The organism is Sphingopyxis sp. OPL5, from assembly GCF_003797775.2.
In the GTDB taxonomy this organism is placed as follows: domain Bacteria; phylum Pseudomonadota; class Alphaproteobacteria; order Sphingomonadales; family Sphingomonadaceae; genus Sphingopyxis.
In genome coordinates this window covers 12,754-28,894 of the sequence record NZ_CP060725.1, presented here as the reverse complement: position 1 = coordinate 28,894, position 16,141 = coordinate 12,754, and the positions used below count along the sequence as shown (strand labels likewise).

At 67.1% G+C, this 16,141-nt stretch carries 14 protein-coding genes; 11 read left to right on the top strand and 3 right to left on the bottom strand.

The window, feature by feature from the left end:
* Positions 1–39: 39 nt before the first annotated feature.
* The gene (locus EEB18_RS00135; protein ID WP_187139824.1) at positions 40–621 is read right to left on the bottom strand and encodes a nitroreductase; all 582 of its coding nucleotides are present in this window, start codon (positions 619–621) and stop codon (positions 40–42) included.
* A 183-nt stretch (positions 622–804) separates the two neighbouring features.
* Here EEB18_RS00135 and EEB18_RS00130 point away from each other — a divergent pair, with 183 nt between their 5' ends.
* From EEB18_RS00130 to EEB18_RS00105, 6 genes are read left to right on the top strand one after another with little or no spacing between them, the layout of a single operon-like run.
* Complete coding sequence (locus tag EEB18_RS00130; protein ID WP_187139721.1) at positions 805–2,388, top strand: peptide MFS transporter; 1,584 nt, start codon at positions 805–807, stop codon at positions 2,386–2,388.
* Between the two features lie 3 nt (positions 2,389–2,391).
* A complete protein-coding gene (locus EEB18_RS00125) occupies positions 2,392–3,798 on the top strand; it encodes an amidohydrolase (RefSeq protein WP_187139722.1) in 1,407 nt (468 codons plus the stop codon).
* Positions 3,795–5,096: an amidohydrolase family protein gene (locus tag EEB18_RS00120; protein ID WP_187139723.1), complete on the top strand. Its 1,302-nt coding sequence runs from the start codon at positions 3,795–3,797 to the stop codon at positions 5,094–5,096. Before EEB18_RS00125 ends, EEB18_RS00120 begins: the two co-directional genes overlap by 4 nt.
* Positions 5,097–5,150: 54 nt before the next feature.
* The gene (locus EEB18_RS00115) at positions 5,151–5,852 is read left to right on the top strand and encodes an NnrU family protein (RefSeq protein ID WP_187139724.1); all 702 of its coding nucleotides are present in this window, start codon (positions 5,151–5,153) and stop codon (positions 5,850–5,852) included.
* A gap of 4 nt (positions 5,853–5,856) precedes the next feature.
* A complete protein-coding gene (locus tag EEB18_RS00110; RefSeq protein ID WP_056350854.1) occupies positions 5,857–6,366 on the top strand; it encodes a DUF1003 domain-containing protein in 510 nt (169 codons plus the stop codon).
* A gap of 25 nt (positions 6,367–6,391) precedes the next feature.
* Positions 6,392–9,442 (top strand): AAA family ATPase, encoded by a 3,051-nt coding sequence (locus tag EEB18_RS00105; protein ID WP_187139725.1) that lies wholly within the window; start codon positions 6,392–6,394, stop codon positions 9,440–9,442.
* Here EEB18_RS00105 and EEB18_RS00100 read toward each other — a convergent pair.
* Positions 9,439–10,434, bottom strand: a complete 996-nt coding sequence (locus tag EEB18_RS00100; RefSeq protein WP_187139726.1) for an aldo/keto reductase — start codon at positions 10,432–10,434, stop codon at positions 9,439–9,441. The genes EEB18_RS00105 and EEB18_RS00100 overlap by 4 nt on opposite strands.
* Positions 10,431–11,684: a dicarboxylate/amino acid:cation symporter gene (locus EEB18_RS00095; protein WP_187139727.1), complete on the bottom strand. Its 1,254-nt coding sequence runs from the start codon at positions 11,682–11,684 to the stop codon at positions 10,431–10,433. The genes EEB18_RS00100 and EEB18_RS00095 overlap by 4 nt, the downstream gene beginning before the upstream one ends.
* Positions 11,685–11,803: 119 nt before the next feature.
* Here EEB18_RS00095 and glmM point away from each other — a divergent pair, with 119 nt between their 5' ends.
* Genes glmM through EEB18_RS00070 form a run of 5 tightly spaced genes read left to right on the top strand, consistent with a single transcriptional unit; the run spans position 11,804 to position 16,132 of the window.
* A complete protein-coding gene (gene glmM, locus EEB18_RS00090; RefSeq protein WP_187139728.1) occupies positions 11,804–13,141 on the top strand; it encodes a phosphoglucosamine mutase in 1,338 nt (445 codons plus the stop codon).
* Positions 13,141–13,365, top strand: coding sequence for a DUF1272 domain-containing protein (locus EEB18_RS00085; protein WP_056350861.1), 225 nt, complete (start codon positions 13,141–13,143; stop codon positions 13,363–13,365). Before glmM ends, EEB18_RS00085 begins: the two co-directional genes overlap by 1 nt.
* A complete protein-coding gene (gene thiD, locus EEB18_RS00080) occupies positions 13,362–14,624 on the top strand; it encodes a bifunctional hydroxymethylpyrimidine kinase/phosphomethylpyrimidine kinase (protein ID WP_187139729.1) in 1,263 nt (420 codons plus the stop codon). Before EEB18_RS00085 ends, thiD begins: the two co-directional genes overlap by 4 nt.
* Positions 14,625–14,653: 29 nt before the next feature.
* Complete coding sequence (locus tag EEB18_RS00075; RefSeq protein ID WP_187139730.1) at positions 14,654–15,208, top strand: ribonuclease HII; 555 nt, start codon at positions 14,654–14,656, stop codon at positions 15,206–15,208.
* 27 nt (positions 15,209–15,235) lie between these two features.
* The gene (locus EEB18_RS00070) at positions 15,236–16,132 is read left to right on the top strand and encodes an oxidoreductase (protein ID WP_187139731.1); all 897 of its coding nucleotides are present in this window, start codon (positions 15,236–15,238) and stop codon (positions 16,130–16,132) included.
* Positions 16,133–16,141: the final 9 nt, after the last annotated feature.

The window sequence follows — 16,141 nt, the reverse complement described above, 5'->3', positions numbered from 1 at the left end:
TCAAATCACAATATTATCGATGTGCAGTGGAGTTTGAAATTAAATGTCCCAGTCGCGAACGACGTCGTCATATTCAGGACGGGGGCGTTCGGAGAGGTTGGCGCCGGCGGTGCCGAGGAAGAAATAGCCGACGATCGTGTCGCCGACGCGCGCGCCGAACGCCGCGGCGACGTCGGGGCTGTACGCCGCCCAGCCGGTGAGCCAGCTGCCGACGAAGCCAAGCGCGTGGGCGGCGTGGAGCAGGTTCATGCCGACCGCGCCCGCCGACATCTGCTGTTCCCATAGCGGGATCTTCGATCCTTCGACCGGAGTCGACAGGAGGACGAGCAGGGTTGGCGCCTGATGTGCGAACTGGTCGAGCGCGGAGAGGTCGAGACCCGCCGCGCCCGGATTCTCTTTCACCCATGCCTGCTTGAGCAGCGTCGCGAGCGTCTCGCGCTGGTCCTCCGCGACCGTGACGATGCGCCAGGGGGCGAGCTTGCCATGGTCGGGGGTACGCAGCGCGAGTGCGATGATGTCGTGCAGCGTCGCGGCGTCGGGGCCGGGCGCGACCATGTCGCGGGCCTTGCCCGAACGGCGGGTGGCGAGGTGGGCGCGGAGCGAGGAGGTGTCGTTGAACATGGCCAGCCATGTGGCGGTTTCCGAGCGTTTGCGCAAGTGTTGCGAATCGTTCGCAACACTATTTCGGCCCGATTGCGATGGTTTCACGCGCAATTAGATTCTTCCCATACGCAATTTTGACGCTAGTGTTACGTCCATCTGTCCCGTTTTCGGGACCAACACCATACCCAGGGAAGGGTCGCCATGACCAAAGCCTATGCCCAGCACGGGGATGCTGCCGGGACGTTTCTCGGCCATCCGAAGGGCCTGTTTGTTCTGTTCTTCGCCGAAATGTGGGAGCGTTTTTCCTATTACGGGATGCGCGCGCTCCTGATTTTCTACCTGACCAAGCACTGGCTGTTCTCGGACAGTGAATCGGGTGTCATCTATGGGGCGTATACCGCGCTGGTCTATATCACCCCGGTGCTCGGCGGCTATCTCGCCGACCGATGGCTGGGGCAGCGAAAGGCGGTGCTTTATGGCGCCGTGTTGCTGACCTTCGGGCATTTCATGATGGGATTCGAGGGCGATGGCGGACAGGATCCGACCAGCCTCAACATCTTCTGGCTGGCGCTCGCCTTCATCATCGTCGGCTCGGGCTTCCTGAAAGCCAATATCTCGGTGATCGTCGGCCAGCTCTATCCGCGTACCGACGTGCGCCGCGACGGCGCCTACACGATCTTCTACATGGGTATTAACCTCGGCGCGGCGCTCGGTTCGCTGCTCTGCGGCTATCTCGGCGAAGTCTATGGCTGGGCCTATGGCTTTGGCGCCGCCGGCTTCGGCATGCTGCTTGGCCTGATTGTCTTCGTGGTGTTCAAGCCGCTGCTGCTCGGCCGCGGCGAGCCGGAGAATCCGGCGCTGCTCACCGAAAAGAAGTTCGGCGTGCCGTTCGAATGGCTGCTCTATCTCGTCGGCCTCGTCGCCGTCGTCGTCTGCTGGTGGCTGGTCCAGAATCAGGCGATCGTCGGTACGCTGCTCGGCGGTGCGGGTGCGATCCTTGTCGCCTATGTCATCGGCACCGCGGTCATCAAGCTGCCCGCCGAGGACCGCGATCGTATCTTTGCCGCGATGTTCCTGATTCTCGGTTCGATCCTGTTCTGGGCGCTGTTCGAACAGGCCGGGTCGTCGCTCAACCTGTTCACCGACCGTTATGTCGACCGCGGCGGGGTGCCGGCATCGGTGTTCCAGTCGGTCAACGCCATCTATATCGTCCTGCTCGCACCGCTGTTCGCGGGGCTTTGGACCTGGCTCGGACGCCGCGGCATGGAGCCGTCGACACCGGTCAAGTTCGGCCTTGCGATGCTGCAGCTCGGACTTGGTTTCTATGCGCTGAAATGGGGCGCGGCGGCGGTCGGCATGGAAAATGCCACCCCGGTGCTCTTCATCTTCCTGATCTACCTCTTCCACACGACCGGCGAACTGTGCCTGTCGCCCGTCGGTCTCAGCGCGATGAACCGGCTCGCGCCGGCGCATATGGCGAGCCTGATCATGGGCACCTGGTTCTTCGCATCGGCAACCGGCAACTTCGCCGCCGGCCTGATCGCGGCGGCGACGGGGTCCGAAAAGGCGAGCGGCGAGGGGGCAGGCAAGGCGCTCGTCCTCGACGTCTATGGCACGATCGGCCTGTGGGCGGTCGGTTTCGGTATCCTGGTGATCGTCGTGTCGCCGCTGATCAAGAAGCTGATGCATCTCGACACGCTGCGCGATGCCGACGATCTGGCTGGCCAGAACGAGTTGGCCGAGCCGCAGGCTGCGGGCGTCCATCCCGAACCCAAGGGGGCATAATCGATGATCCGGGGCGTGAAAGCCGGCCTTTTGGCCGCGGTGTCGCTGGCGTTCGCGGGTTGCACCGCGAACGGCGGCGAGGTGGAGACGGTGAGCAGCAAGCCCGCCGCCGAGAAGCCGGTGAAGTTTAACAAGGATCCCTATCCGTCGACGTACAAGGGATATCCGACGCGGCTGACCGTCGTGCGGAACGTCACCATCTTCGACGGCGAGGGCGGGCGGATCGACAATGGGTCGATCGTCCTGTCGAGCGGCAAGGTCTTGTCGGTAGGCGGTCCCGATATGGAATTGCCCACCGACGCCGATGTCGTCGACGGCACCGGCAAGTTCCTCACCCCCGGGGTCATCGACATCCACAGCCACCTCGGCGACTATCCGTCGCCCAGCGTCGAGGCGCATTCGGACGGCAATGAGGCGACCTCGCCGACCACCCCCGAAGTCTGGTCCGAACATAGCGTCTGGCCGCAGGACCCGGGGTTCAGCCGCGCGCTGGCCAATGGCGGCGTGACGTCGCTCCAGATTCTGCCCGGCAGCGCGAACCTGATGGGCGGGCGCTCGATCACGCTCAAGAATGTGCCCTCGCGCACGGTGCAGGGGATGAAATTCCCCGGCGCGCCCTATGGCTTGAAAATGGCGTGCGGCGAGAATCCGAAGCGCGTCTATGGCAGCAAGGGGCGGATGCCCTCGACCCGCATGGGCAATTTCGCGGTCAACCGCGCGACCTGGCAGAAGGCGGCCGCCTACAAGAAGAAGATGGACGAGGGGAAGGTCGTCGACCGCGACCTCGCGATGGAAACGCTCGCGGGCGTCTTGTCAGGCGAGATTCTCGTCCACAATCATTGCTACCGCGCCGACGAAATGGCGCTGGTGATCGATATGTCGAAGGAATTCGGCTATAAGGTGTCGACCTTCCACCACGCGGTCGAAAGCTACAAGATCGCCGATATCCTCGCGAAAGAGGGCATTTGTTCGGCGATGTGGGCCGACTGGTGGGGCTTCAAGATGGAAGCCTATGACAGCGTGCCCGAGAATATTCCGCTCGTGTACAAGGCCGGCGCCTGCACGATCGTCCATTCGGACGATGCCAACCAGATCCAGCGGCTGAACCAGGAGGCGGCGAAGGCGCTCGCCTCGGGCCGCCGCATGGGCATGCAGATCAGCGACGAACAGGCCTGGACCTGGCTGTCGTACAATCCCGCCAAGGCGCTGGGCATCGGCGACAAGACGGGCAGTTTGAAGCCCGGCAAGATGGCCGACGTCGTGCTGTGGAACGGCAATCCGTTCAGCGCCTATACCCGGCCTGAGAAGGTGTGGATCGACGGCGCGATGATGTATGACACGATGAACCCCAAATTGCGGCCGGTGAGCGATTTCGAGCTCGGCCAGCCGGGCGAAGGGGATGTGAAATGATGCGCGCGCTCCTCCTTTCCGCCGCCGCGCTGATCGCGGCTCCCGTCGCGGCGCAGGATGTCGCGATCACCAATGCCAAGCTCGTCATCGGCGACGGCAGCGCCCCGATCGAGGGCGGCACCGTCGTCGTGCGCGGCGGCAAGGTCGTCGCGGCGGGCGCCGGCGTCGCCGTGCCGGCGGGTATCGAACGCGTCGATGCGGGCGGCCGCTGGGTCACCCCCGGCATCGTCGCGGCGTTCAGCCGCGTCGGGCTGACCGAGGTCGATGCCGTCAGCGGCACCAACGACCGGTCGGCGAACAAGTCGCGGTTCTCGGCGGGGCTCGACATCGCCCCGGCGCTCAATCCGATGGGATCGCCGATCGCGGTCAACCGCGCCAACGGGGTCACCCGCGCGATCGTCGCGCCGGGATCGAGCGGCAATTTGTTCGCCGGGCAGGGCGCGGTGGTCGACCTCGCCGACGACAATGACATGGTGACCAAGCCCCGCGCGCTGCAATATGTCGCGTTCGGCGAGGATGGATCGGCAAAGGCCGGCGGCAGCCGCGCCGCGCTGTTCCTGCTGTTCCGCGAACAATTGCTCGCGGCGCGCAGCTATGCGCGCAATCCCGCGACGCTCGCCGAATGGGGCAGCGACGCGCTGATCCAGCGCGCCGACGCCGATGCGCTGGTGCGCGTGATCGACGGCACGACGCCGCTGTTCGTGCGCGTCGACCGCGCGACCGACATCCTCAACGTGCTCAAGCTGAAGACCGAGTTTCCGGCGCTCAAGCTGGTGCTGGTCGGCGCGACCGAGGGCTGGCTGGTCGCGAACGACATCGCCGCGGCGCGGGTGCCGGTGCTGGTGTCGCCGCTCACCGACCTGCCGGGCAGTTTCGAACAGCTCGGCGCGACCCAGTCGAATGCCGGACGGCTCGCCGCCGCCGGGGTGCCGGTGTCGGTCGGGGTGTTCGACGACGACGACGCGCACAAAATGGGCTATGCGACGCAATATGCGGGCAACCTCGTCGGGCTGGCGAAGCTGCCGGGCGCGAGCGGGATGAGCTGGGACCAGGCCTTCGCCTCGATCAGCAGCGCCCCGGCGCGCGCGGTCGGCATGGACGCCAGCATCGGCTCGCTCCGTGCGGGCCGGGTCGGCGACGTCGTGATCTGGGACAATGATCCGCTCGAACTCGGCAGCCGCCCGACCGCCGTGTGGATCGATGGCAAGGCGCAGTCGCTGGTGACCAGGCAGGATCGCCTGCGCGACCGTTACCTGACGCCGCAGGAAGGCAATCTGCCGAAGGCTTACGACAGGTAATCGCCCGCGCCTGATGACCAAGCGGCGGACCGGGGAAACGGAGAGGAGAACTCCATGCAACCGATGACGCTGTTGATCACCACCGGCGCGCTGTTCGTCGGCACCCATTTTGCCCTGTCGCACCCGCTGCGCGCGCCGCTGGCGGGACGGATGGGCGAAAGGGCGTTCCTGATCGTCTATTCGGTCGTCGCGATCGCGACCTTCGTCCTGCTGGTGCAGGCGTGGCGCGGCATGCCGCCCGAACCGCCGCTGTGGGCGGTCGGCGACGGCCTGTGGATGCTCGCGTCGCTGCTGGTGCTGTTCGCGAGCATATTGTTCATGGGCTCGCTGATCGGCAATCCGGCACTGCCGGCGCCGAACGCCGCCGCGGCGGCGCAGGGCGCACCGCGTGGGGTGTTCGCGATCACGCGCCACCCGATGATGTGGGGCTTCACTTTGTGGGCGCTGGCGCATGCGCTGGTGATGCCGACGCCGGGGCAGATCGTCCTGTCGGCGATCATCGCCTTTCTCGCGCTTGCCGGGTCGGCGGGGCAGGACGTCAAGAAGGCGCGGCTGATGGGCGATGCCTGGCGCCACTGGGCGGCGCGGACGAGCTTCGTGCCGTTTGCGAGGCAGCTTGGCGGGCGCGGGTCGTGGATCGACACGATCCCGCGGCCGCACGCGCTGTTCGGCGGCATCCTCCTGTGGGTCGCCGCGACCTGGGCGCATGGCGCGCTCGGTTACATGGTCGCCGGCATCTGGCGCTGGGTGGGATGATCGGATGAACGGCGAGGCGCATCTTTCGGACCTCTCGCTGCGATTGCTCGGGCGGCCCTATGCGGACCTCGACCCCGACGAATGCCGGGTGATCGCGGCGATCGCCAACCGCCAGTTGATCAGCCGCGATGCCGCCGACCTCGACGATGCCGAGGCCACGTTCGGCGCGCGGCTATCCGACAAGGTCGCGGCGGTCGGCGGGTCGTGGAGTTTCATCATCCTGTTCACCGCCGTGCTGCTCGGCTGGATGCTGCTCAATTCGGACGTGCTGGCGCGCTGGGGAATGGCGTTCGACCCCTATCCGTTCATTTTCCTGAACCTGATGCTGTCGACGCTGGCGGCGGTGCAGGCGCCGATCATCATGATGAGCCAGAACCGGGCGGCGGCGAAGGATCGCATCGCGGCCGGGCTGGACTATGAAATCAACCTGCGCGCCGAGCTGGAGATCATGCGGCTGCACGAGAAGGTCGACCAGTTGACGGAGGCGGTGAAGGCGTTGAAAGTACAGCCCTGACCAAGCGGAATGGGGCGCTGCGACGATGACCACCGACCTGTCTTTTTGCGGCCGCGAGGTCGAGCTGGCTACCCTCGGCGAATGTTGGCGACTGGCGTCGAATGCGGATGCCCCGCAGCCACAGCTGGTGCTGCTCGCCGCCGAGCCGGGGGTGGGCAAGACGCGGCTGGTGCTCGAATTCCTGCGCCGGCAAATCGCGGGCCTCACCGATCAGCCGGGCTATTGGCCCGATCCCGCGGGCCTTGTGTCCGATCGCCTGCATCTGAATTTTCCGCCCGACCAATGCCGCTTCGACCGGCCGATACCGTTCCTGTGGTGGGGCATCGCGGCGCAGGCCGAGGGCGGCGACAGCGTCGCGCTCCACGATCGCTTCCTCGCGCCGCACCTCGTCGCGATGTCGATGCGCGCCCGCATGGCGGGCACCGGCGTTTCGCTGGCAAAAATCTGGGCGGGGGCCGGCGTCGATGCGCTGGCCGGCGCGTTGCAGGTCGACACGATCTTGTCGGTCGGCGGTGCCTTTCTGGATTCGGTCAAGCTGCTGCAGGGCGAGATCGGCAAGGGCGCGGCGCAGGCCTTGGCGGGGGACACGCTGGTGAAGAACCGCGTCGATGCGCTGCTCGCCGACCTCGAACAGGTGCTGAACCCCGCCGCACGGCTGGGCTATGCGCGGGTGCCGGCGATGATCCTGATCGATGATGCGCAATTCGCCGCCGCCGATCCGGGCCTGCTGCGCTTCGTCGAGCGGCTGACCCATGCCGCGATGACGCAGCGCTGGCCGGTGATGATCGTGATGACGCACTGGCAGACCGAATGGACGCTCGAAGGCGATCGCGGCGGCCGGTCGGTCGCGACGCTGGTCCATCATGCGCGCCATGGCGGCAGCGACGAGCCGGGGCCGATCTCGCGGATATTCGGCGGTTATCTCAACAGCGAAAATTATCACGAGATCCGGCTGGCAAAGCTGAACGATCTCGATCCCGCGCTGCGGACCGCCTTGCCGGGCCTGCCCGCCGACCAGCGCAGCGCACTGCTGGACGCGGTCGACGGCAATCCGCGCTTTCTGGAACAGATCATCGCCTATCTGCGCGGCGAGCCGCGGCTGTTCGACGATTTCGATCCGGCGCGCGCTCTCACCGCCGAGGGGCTGGCCGAAGCGCTGTCGCGCTCGCAGCGCGTGCACGAGGTGGTGCTGGCGCGGCTGACGTCGGCGCAGGTGGCGCCCGAGGTTCGCGAGGCGCTGGCGCTGGCGAGCGTGCAGGGCATGCAGGTGGTTCGCGAGGTGGTCGAGGCGGCGGGGCGGTCACTGCTAGGCCACGACCTCGGCGAGCCGCTGCTGCGCGGGCAGGACCCGTTCAGCGTCATGGCATTCGAGAGCGGCGGCGCGGTCGGCAGCTTTACCGAGCGCCTGTTCCTCCAGGCGGCGGCGCAGTTGCGGCGCAACATCAAGGGGCTGCACGACGAGGCGGCGGTGAAGGCGGCGCTGATCCCGGCGATCCAGACGATGCTCGACGATCCGGACGCGGATGCCGCGACGCGTGACGCGGCGGCGTCGGTGGCGCTCCGGCTTGTAGAGGATGCCGGCGATGCCGCCGCGCGCCGCCTGGTCGCGACCGCGGCCGCCACACGCATGGAGGCGAGCGATGAGCCCGAGGCGATCCGCGCGCTGCTCGATCGGTTTCTGAGCACGATCGCGGGGGGCGACGATGCCGAGCAGGCGGCGACGATCGCGGCGATGCCGCACGAACCGCTGGTGACGGCGGTGACGAATGCCCGGTTGTTCGACCGGAAAGAGGCGATCGCGCGGCTGGCCGACCTGCGCATATCCGCGCTGCGCAAGGCGGGCGGAACCTCATCGCGCGAGCGGTACGAACTGGCGATCTGGTTGAAGGGCCGCGGCGTGATCCACGGTGGTGCGGGCGCGTTCGACGAAGCGGCCGCCTGTTTCGAGGAAGCCATCGCCCTGTACCGCGATGCGCTGTCGACCGAGCCGTCGCGGGCGATCCTCGACGGGATTCAGGACGTGCTGACCTTGACGGCGGGCGACGACGACATGACCGGATCCTATGCCAAGGCCGACGAACGGATCGACCTGTTGTTCGACATTATCGGCTGGGCGCGGGACCAGGCTGTGCTGACCGGCGACGAGGCGGATTACCGGCGCGGTGCGACCCTGTCGCTGCGCGGGCATATGCTGATGCGTCGCGATCATCGGTCGGCGCGATCCGGCGGGGATATTCGCGCCCGGATGCGCGCGCAGGCGGCGCGTCGGCCGATGATCGAGGCGAGCTTGGCCGAAGCCGAGGCCATCGCGCGCAAGCTGGTCGAGCGGGGCGACGGCGACGCGCGGCGCGACCTGTCGGCGGCGCTGAACAGCCGCGCCGACCGGACGCGAACGAGCGATGCCGATGCGGCGCTGGCGGCAAGCGATGAGAGCGTCGCGATCATGCGCGCGTTGGTTGCCGAGGCACCGCGCGTGGCATGGCTGAGGGATCTGGCGACGGCGTTGACCGTCCGCGCGCGCGTGCTGCGACAGCGCGAGGAATCGTCGGCGGACGAACTGGCCGAGGCACTCGATTTGTTGAAGCAGGCCGAGGCGCGATTGATGAACGATGCGGCGCGCGCCGATGTCGCGGCGGCGATCCGCAATGTCGCGACGGATCACGCGCGGAGTGCCCCGCAACTGGCGACGATGGGACAGATGCTGCTCGAACGGCGCGATATTGCGGGTGCCTTCGCGGCGTTTCGCGCCGCGGTGGCCGCGGTCGCTCCGATCTATGACCGGGAGATTCCCCACGAGTTGCTGACGCCGCTGTATCAGTCGGCGTTGACGATGCTGGGACTCGCCCCGCATCTCGACCCGCCGCTCGACGCCGAAGCCGCCGAGCAGGCGATGCTCGAAGGCTTCATGGCGGCGATGGCCTTCGTCAAGCGCCGGATGCCCGATGGCGCCGACGGGATTGCCGAGGCAGGCGCGGCGTGCGCCGACGCTTATGCCGACACCGGCCTCGCCAAGATGTTCGCCGACCTCCTCGCGCTGGTGCAGGACCAGCGCGAGGTCGATGCCGACCTCTCCTAGAGCCGCACCATCCGCATGCCCTGTTCGCCATAGCGCGGGCCGCTGGTGCCGCCCATCGGCGCCGCCGCTGCGATCGCGGCGAGGTCGTCGGGGGTGAGCGTCAGCTCGGCGGCGGCGACGCTGTCCTCCATCGTGACGCGGCGCTTGGTGCCGGGGATCGGGACGATGTCGTCGCCCTGCGCGAGCAGCCAGGCGAGCGCGACCTGGGCTTTCGAGGCGCCATGCTTGTCGGCGACCGCGCCGATCGCGTCGACGATCGCGAGGTTGGCGGGGAAGTTTTCCTCGCTGTAGCGCGGGTCGTTACGGCGCCAGTCCTCCTCGGGCAACTCGTCGCGGCTGCGCACCGCGCCCGCGAGGAAACCGCGGCCGAGCGGCGAATAAGGGACGAAGCCGATGCCATTTTCGCGGCACGCGGTCAGGATTTCCGCCTCGACGTCGCGTTCCCAGATCGAATATTCGCTCTGCAGCGCGGTGATCGGCGCGGCCTTGGCGGCGCGGCGGATCGTCTCGGGGCCGGCCTCGGACAGGGCGATGTGGCGGACCTTGCCTTCGTTGACCAGGTCCATCATGCCGCCGACCACCTCCTCGATCGGGATCGCGGGATCGACGCGGTGCTGATAGAAAAGGTCGATCGTGTCGATGCCGAGCCGCTGGAGCGAGCCTTCGCAGGCGGCGCGGGCGTTGGCGGGCGAGCCGTCGACCCCGACGATCTGGTTGCCATCGAATTTGAAGCCGAACTTGGTCGCGATGACGAGGCCCTCGCGCTTGCCCTTGATCGCCGCGCCCAGCAGTTCCTCGTTCGAAAACGGGCCATAGATTTGCGCGGTGTCGAAGAAGGTGACGCCGAGGTCGATCGCGCGGTGGATCGTCGCGGTCGATTCGTCGAGGTCGGCGGCCTCGCCATAGAGGATATTGCCGCCCTTGATCATCGGCATGCAGCCGATGCCGATGGCGGACACTTCGAGGCCGTGGCCGAGCTTGCGATATTTCATGGCGTCTCTCCTGCTGATTTCGTGTCGTCGTCGATGCCGTCTGCCGCATATTTCGTCGCGGCGACGTCGCCGATAACATTGCCGAGCGTCCGGAAGATGTCGGGGAAGGTCTCGACCGCGACGAGCAGCCCCAGCGGCGCGACGGGCACCCCCATCGACACCGCGATCGGGGCGATTGAGGTGACGAAGCTGATCGACCCGGGCAGGCTGACCGAACTCAGCGCCGCCGCCATCGCGACCCCCAGCCCGACCGCCATCTCCCACGGCGTGAGCTGAATGCCGAACAGCCAGGCGACATACACGACGACCGCGAGGTTCATCGCCGGGCTGGTGAAGCGGAACAGTGCGACCGCGAGCGGCAGGACGACATCGGCCTTCTTGGGATCGACGCCGAGTTCTTCGGAGGATTTGAGCATCGCGGGCAGGCTGGCGAGCGAGCTTTGGGTGCTGATTGCGACCGCGAGGGTCGGGACCATCGCGCGGACGAAGCGCGGCAGCGAAATGCCGACGACGAGCCAGGCGAGCAAGAGCCCGAGGATCAGGCAGCAGACGCCGATTCCCATCAGGATCAGCACATAATGGATGAGCCCGCCGAACGCCGCGACCCCGGCCTTGACGGCGAGCGCATAGCCCAGGGCGAAGACGCCGATCGGCGCCAGCGCGAGCACCCAGCCGATGACGATCAGCATCGCATCGCCCAGCGCCTTGAACAGCCCCGACAGCGTCGCGCGCTGCACGGGTTCGAGCTTGGTGATCGCGAAGGCGAAGATCGTCGTGAAGACGATGAGCGGCAGGATCGCGGTTTCGGCCGCCGCGGCGATCGGGTTGGTCGGGATCAGCGAGAGCAGGAAATCGGCGAAGGTCGGCGACGGTCCGGCGGTTGCCGTGCCGCCAAGCCCGTGACGCAGCGCTTCGGCGGCCCCGGCCGAGAGCGGGAAGAGCCGCAACAGCAGCGGCGTCATCAACAGCGACATCGTCCCCGACAGGAAGATCGCGGCAAGAAAGATCATCACCGAGCGCGCCGCGAGCCGGCCCGCGCGCGCGGCGTCGGCGGTCGCGGTGATCCCGGTGATGAGCAGCGCGACCACCAGCGGCACGATCGTCATCTTGAGCGCGTTGAGCCACAGCAGGCCGATCGGTTCGATAAAGGGTAGCGAGGCGGTCGCGGCGGCGAGCGAAACGCCCTCGACCGCGATCCCGAGCAGCATGCCGGCGACGAGCGCCCCAAGGATGATCCATGCCGATTTCAAGTTCAAATCCCCCAAAGGAACGCTGGCCAGCTTGCCAAGCAAAACGGCGTAACCTAGGGCCATCCCAGGAACGCCGGGGCAGGCTCTGTCTTCATCCCGGCTTAGGTAGCAGAGGTGGTATGCGCAAGTTTTTCGGAACCGATGGCATCCGCGGCCTGACCAACCAGATCCCGATGACGGTCGAGGTCGCGATGCGCGTCGGCATGGCGGCGGGCGCGCATTTCCTGCGCGGCGACCACAAGCATCGGGTGGTGATCGGCAAGGACACGCGGCTTTCGGGCTATATGCTTGAAAATGCGCTCGTCGCGGGGTTCACCAGCGTCGGCATGGACGTGGTGCAGGTGGGGCCGATGCCCACTCCCGCGATTGCGATGCTGACCCGGTCGATGCGCGCCGACCTCGGCGTGATGCTGTCGGCCAGCCACAATCCCTTTTACGATAACGGCATCAAGCTGTTCGGGCCCGATGGTTACAAGCTGTCCGACGCCGACGAGGCACAGATCGAGCTGTTGCTCGCGAGCGAACCGAAGCTCGCTGAACCCGCACAGATCGGCCGCGCGAAGCGCATCGACGATGCGCGCGGGCGCTATATCCATGCGGTGAAGCAGAGTCTGCCCGAATCGGTGCGCCTCGACGGGCTGAAGATCGTGCTCGATTGCGCCAATGGCGCCGCGTACAACAGCGCGCCGACGGTGTTCTGGGAACTCGGCGCCGATGTCGTCGCGATCGGGGTCACCCCCAACGGCATCAACATCAACGACAAATGCGGCTCGACCGCGCCCGGCCTGCTGCAGGAAACCGTCGTCGCGAGCGGCGCCGACATCGGAATCGCGCTCGATGGCGATGCCGACCGGCTGATCGTCGTCGACGAAAAGGGCGCGATCGTCGATGGCGACCAGATCATGGCGCTGATCGGCGCGAGCTGGGCCAGACAAGGCCGGCTGAAGGGCGGCGGGGTCGTCGCGACGGTGATGTCGAACCTCGGCCTCGAACGCTTTCTCGAAGGCCAGGGCCTGACGCTCGAGCGGACCAAGGTCGGCGACCGGTACGTGCTCGAACGCATGAAATCGGGCGGTTTTAACGTCGGCGGCGAACAGTCGGGGCATATGATCTTGTCCGACCATGCGACCACCGGCGACGGCACGCTGGCGGGGCTTCAGGTGCTCGCCGAACTAGTCGCGTCGGGCAAGCCCGCGAGCGAATTGCTCCACCAGTTCGATCCTGTGCCGCAATTGCTCAAAAATGTCCGCTTCGCCGGCGGTGCGCCGCTCGACGATGCCCATGTCAAAGCCGCGATCGCCGACGGCGAGGCCGCGCTCGCCGGGCGCGGGCGCCTCGTCATCCGCGCTTCGGGCACCGAACCCCTCATCCGTGTCATGGCCGAAGGCGATGACGCATCCCAGGTAGAAAGCGTCGTCGACAGTATCTGCGACGCAGTCAGAAAGGCAGTAAGTTAATGTTGGAAATGCGACCCGATTGCGAAAAGTGCGGCAAGGACCTGCCCGCGAACATGCACGGCGCCTTCATCTGTTCGATGGAGTGCACCTTTTGCGCCAATTGTGCCGACCGGATGGACGAGCAATGCCCCAATTGCGGTGGCGACCTGCTCGACCGGCCGCTGCGCGAGGGCGCGATCCTCGCGAAATATCCCGGCTCGACGGTGCGGAAGTACAAGGTTTGACCGCACGCGTCCTGATCATCGCCGGCTCCGATAGCGGGGGCGGCGCGGGGATTCAGGCCGATATCAAGACGGTCACGATGCTCGGCGGCCATGCGATGACCGCGATCACCGCGATCACGGCGCAGAACACGCTGGGGGTCGAGGGCGTCCATGCGATCCCGACCGAGATGGTGGTGCAGCAGATGCGCTGCGTCGCCGAGGACATCGGGGTCGATGCGGTCAAGATCGGGATGCTCGGCAGCGCCGACACCGCGATGGCGGTCGCCGAGGAACTGATCTCGGGCGTTTACGGCGAATCCTTCGCCTTCGATCCCGTCATGGTCGCGACCAGCGGTGCGATGCTCGCCGATCCCAAGACGGTCGACGCGATGGAACTGCTCGCGAACCTGAGCACCGTCGTGACGCCGAACTGGCCCGAGCTCGCCGCGCTGCGCGGCTGTGCGGCGATCACCGCCGACACGGTCGAGGCCGAAGCGGTCGCCTATGCGCAAAAGGTCGAGGCCGCGGTGCTCGCCAAGGGCGGCCATGGCGGGGGCGAGACGGTCATCGACCGGTTGGTCACCGGCCATGGCACGATCGCGCTGTGGGAAGCGCCGCGGATCGACACCCGCAGCACCCATGGCACCGGCTGTACGCTGGCGAGCGCAATTGCGACCGGGCTGGCGCAGGGCATGCCGCTCGAACCCGCGGTCGCGCGCGCGCGCGATTTCGTGCGGCTGGCGCTGCTCGATGCGCCGGGGTTGGGGCAGGGGCACGGCCCGATGGGGCAGCAATTGGTGCGCAACGACGGGCTGTTCACCGGCCCGGCGCTCAACCAGATCACCTTGCCGGCGAAGGATTATGCGGCGTCGGTTGCCTTTTACAAACAGATGGGTCTGACGCAGATCGTCGATAGCGCAGACAATGGATATGCAAGGTTCGAGGCGATCAACGGCGTCACGCTGTCGATCCACTTGTCCCCCTCCCGCTTGCGAGAGGGGCTAGGGGAGGGCGTGTCATCCACGTCGTCCAACAGGACAAGCCCTCCCCCGACCCCTCCCGCAAGCGGGAGGGGAGAAGAGGGGCCTGTGACCTATCTGGAAAGCGGCGCGCTCGACGCGTGGGTCGCCTATCTGGCGCGGCGCGGGGTGCAGTTCGAGCAGATGCCGGCCGACGAGGAATGGGGCTGGCGCGAGGCGCGGCTGAGCGATCCGGCGGGGAACCGGCTGTGCCTGTACCAGGCGGGCGAATATCGGAGATATCCGCCGTGGCGGGCCTAGCTCCCCTCCCGCAAGAGGGAGTGGGACCGATGATCGTCGGCGTCGACGAGGCCGGGCGCGGACCGCTCGCCGGCCCCGTCGTCGCGGGCGCAGTGCTGCTCTGCGACGGCGGCATCGCCGGGCTCGACGACAGCAAAAAACTCAGCGCCAAACGCCGCGCCGAACTCGAGATCGAGATCAAGGCGCGCTGCCGCTGGGGCATCGGCGAGGCGAGCGTCGAGGAAATCGACCGCATCAACATATTGCAGGCGACCTTCCTCGCCATGACCCGCGCGGTCGAGGCGTTGGGGATCGAACCCGCCGAGGTGCTCGTCGACGGCAACCGCCTGCCGCGCTGGCGCTACACCGCGCGCGCGATCATCGGCGGCGACGCGACGCATGGCTGCATCTCGGCCGCCAGCATCATCGCCAAGGAGCATCGCGACCGCTTCATGGTCGCGGCGGCGCGCGACTTCCCCGGCTTTGGCTGGGAAACCAACATGGGTTATGGTACCGCCCGTCATCTAGCGGCGCTGCGTCAGCATGGTCCCACGCCGCTCCATCGGACCAGTTTTGCCCCGGTCGCTCAATTGCAGCTGGTCTGACCGAATATCCGTAAAGGGGAGACGGCGATGCGCAAGGGTTTCACGGCCGACGACGTCGGCGCGCAAACGGGCCGAAGCTTCCTTGTCACCGGTGCCAATGCCGGGCTGGGTTTCGAGGTGTCGCGAGTGCTGGCGGCGCGCGGCGCGCATGTCATCCTCGCGTGCCGCGACGCGGGCAAGGCGGCGGCGGCGATAGACCGCATTCGCGCCGACGTGCCGGCGGCCGAATTGTCGTTCCAGCCGCTCGACCTCGCCGATCTGGACCAGGTGCGCGAGGCGGCCGAGGCGGTGCTGGCGGGGCCGCGGATCGACGTGCTGGTCAACAACGCCGGGGTGATGATCCCGCCCAAGACGCTGACCAAACAGGGCTTTGAGCTGCAATTCGGGGTCAACCATCTCGGCACTTTCGCGTTGACGGGACTGATCCACCCCCATGTCGACGACCGTATCGTCATCACCGGCAGCATCGCGCACAAGGGCGGCGAAATCGATTTCAGCGACCTCTCGGCGAGCCGGAGCTATCACAACTGGCAACGCTATCAGGCGAGCAAGCTCGCGAACCTGCTCCATATGTTCGAACTCGACCGGCGGCTGAGCGCCGCGGGGCGCTCGACGCAGGCGATCGGGTGTCATCCCGGGGTCGCGCTGACCGAGTTGACGCGGCATTTGCCGTTGCCGCTGCGCACGATGACACCGCTCGCGGCGCCCTTCTTCAACAGCGCCGCGCAGGGCGCCTGGCCGACCCTGCAGGCGGCGACCGGCGCGCATGTCCAGGGCGGGGATTATCTCGGGCCGCAGGGGCTGGGCGAGATATCGGGACGCTCGGGCCCGGCCCGCGCGACCCGTACCGCGCGCGATCCGAAGCTGGGGCGCGAATTGTGGGAACGGTCAGTGGAACTGACCGGGGTCGATCCGGGGATATAGGCGGCAAAG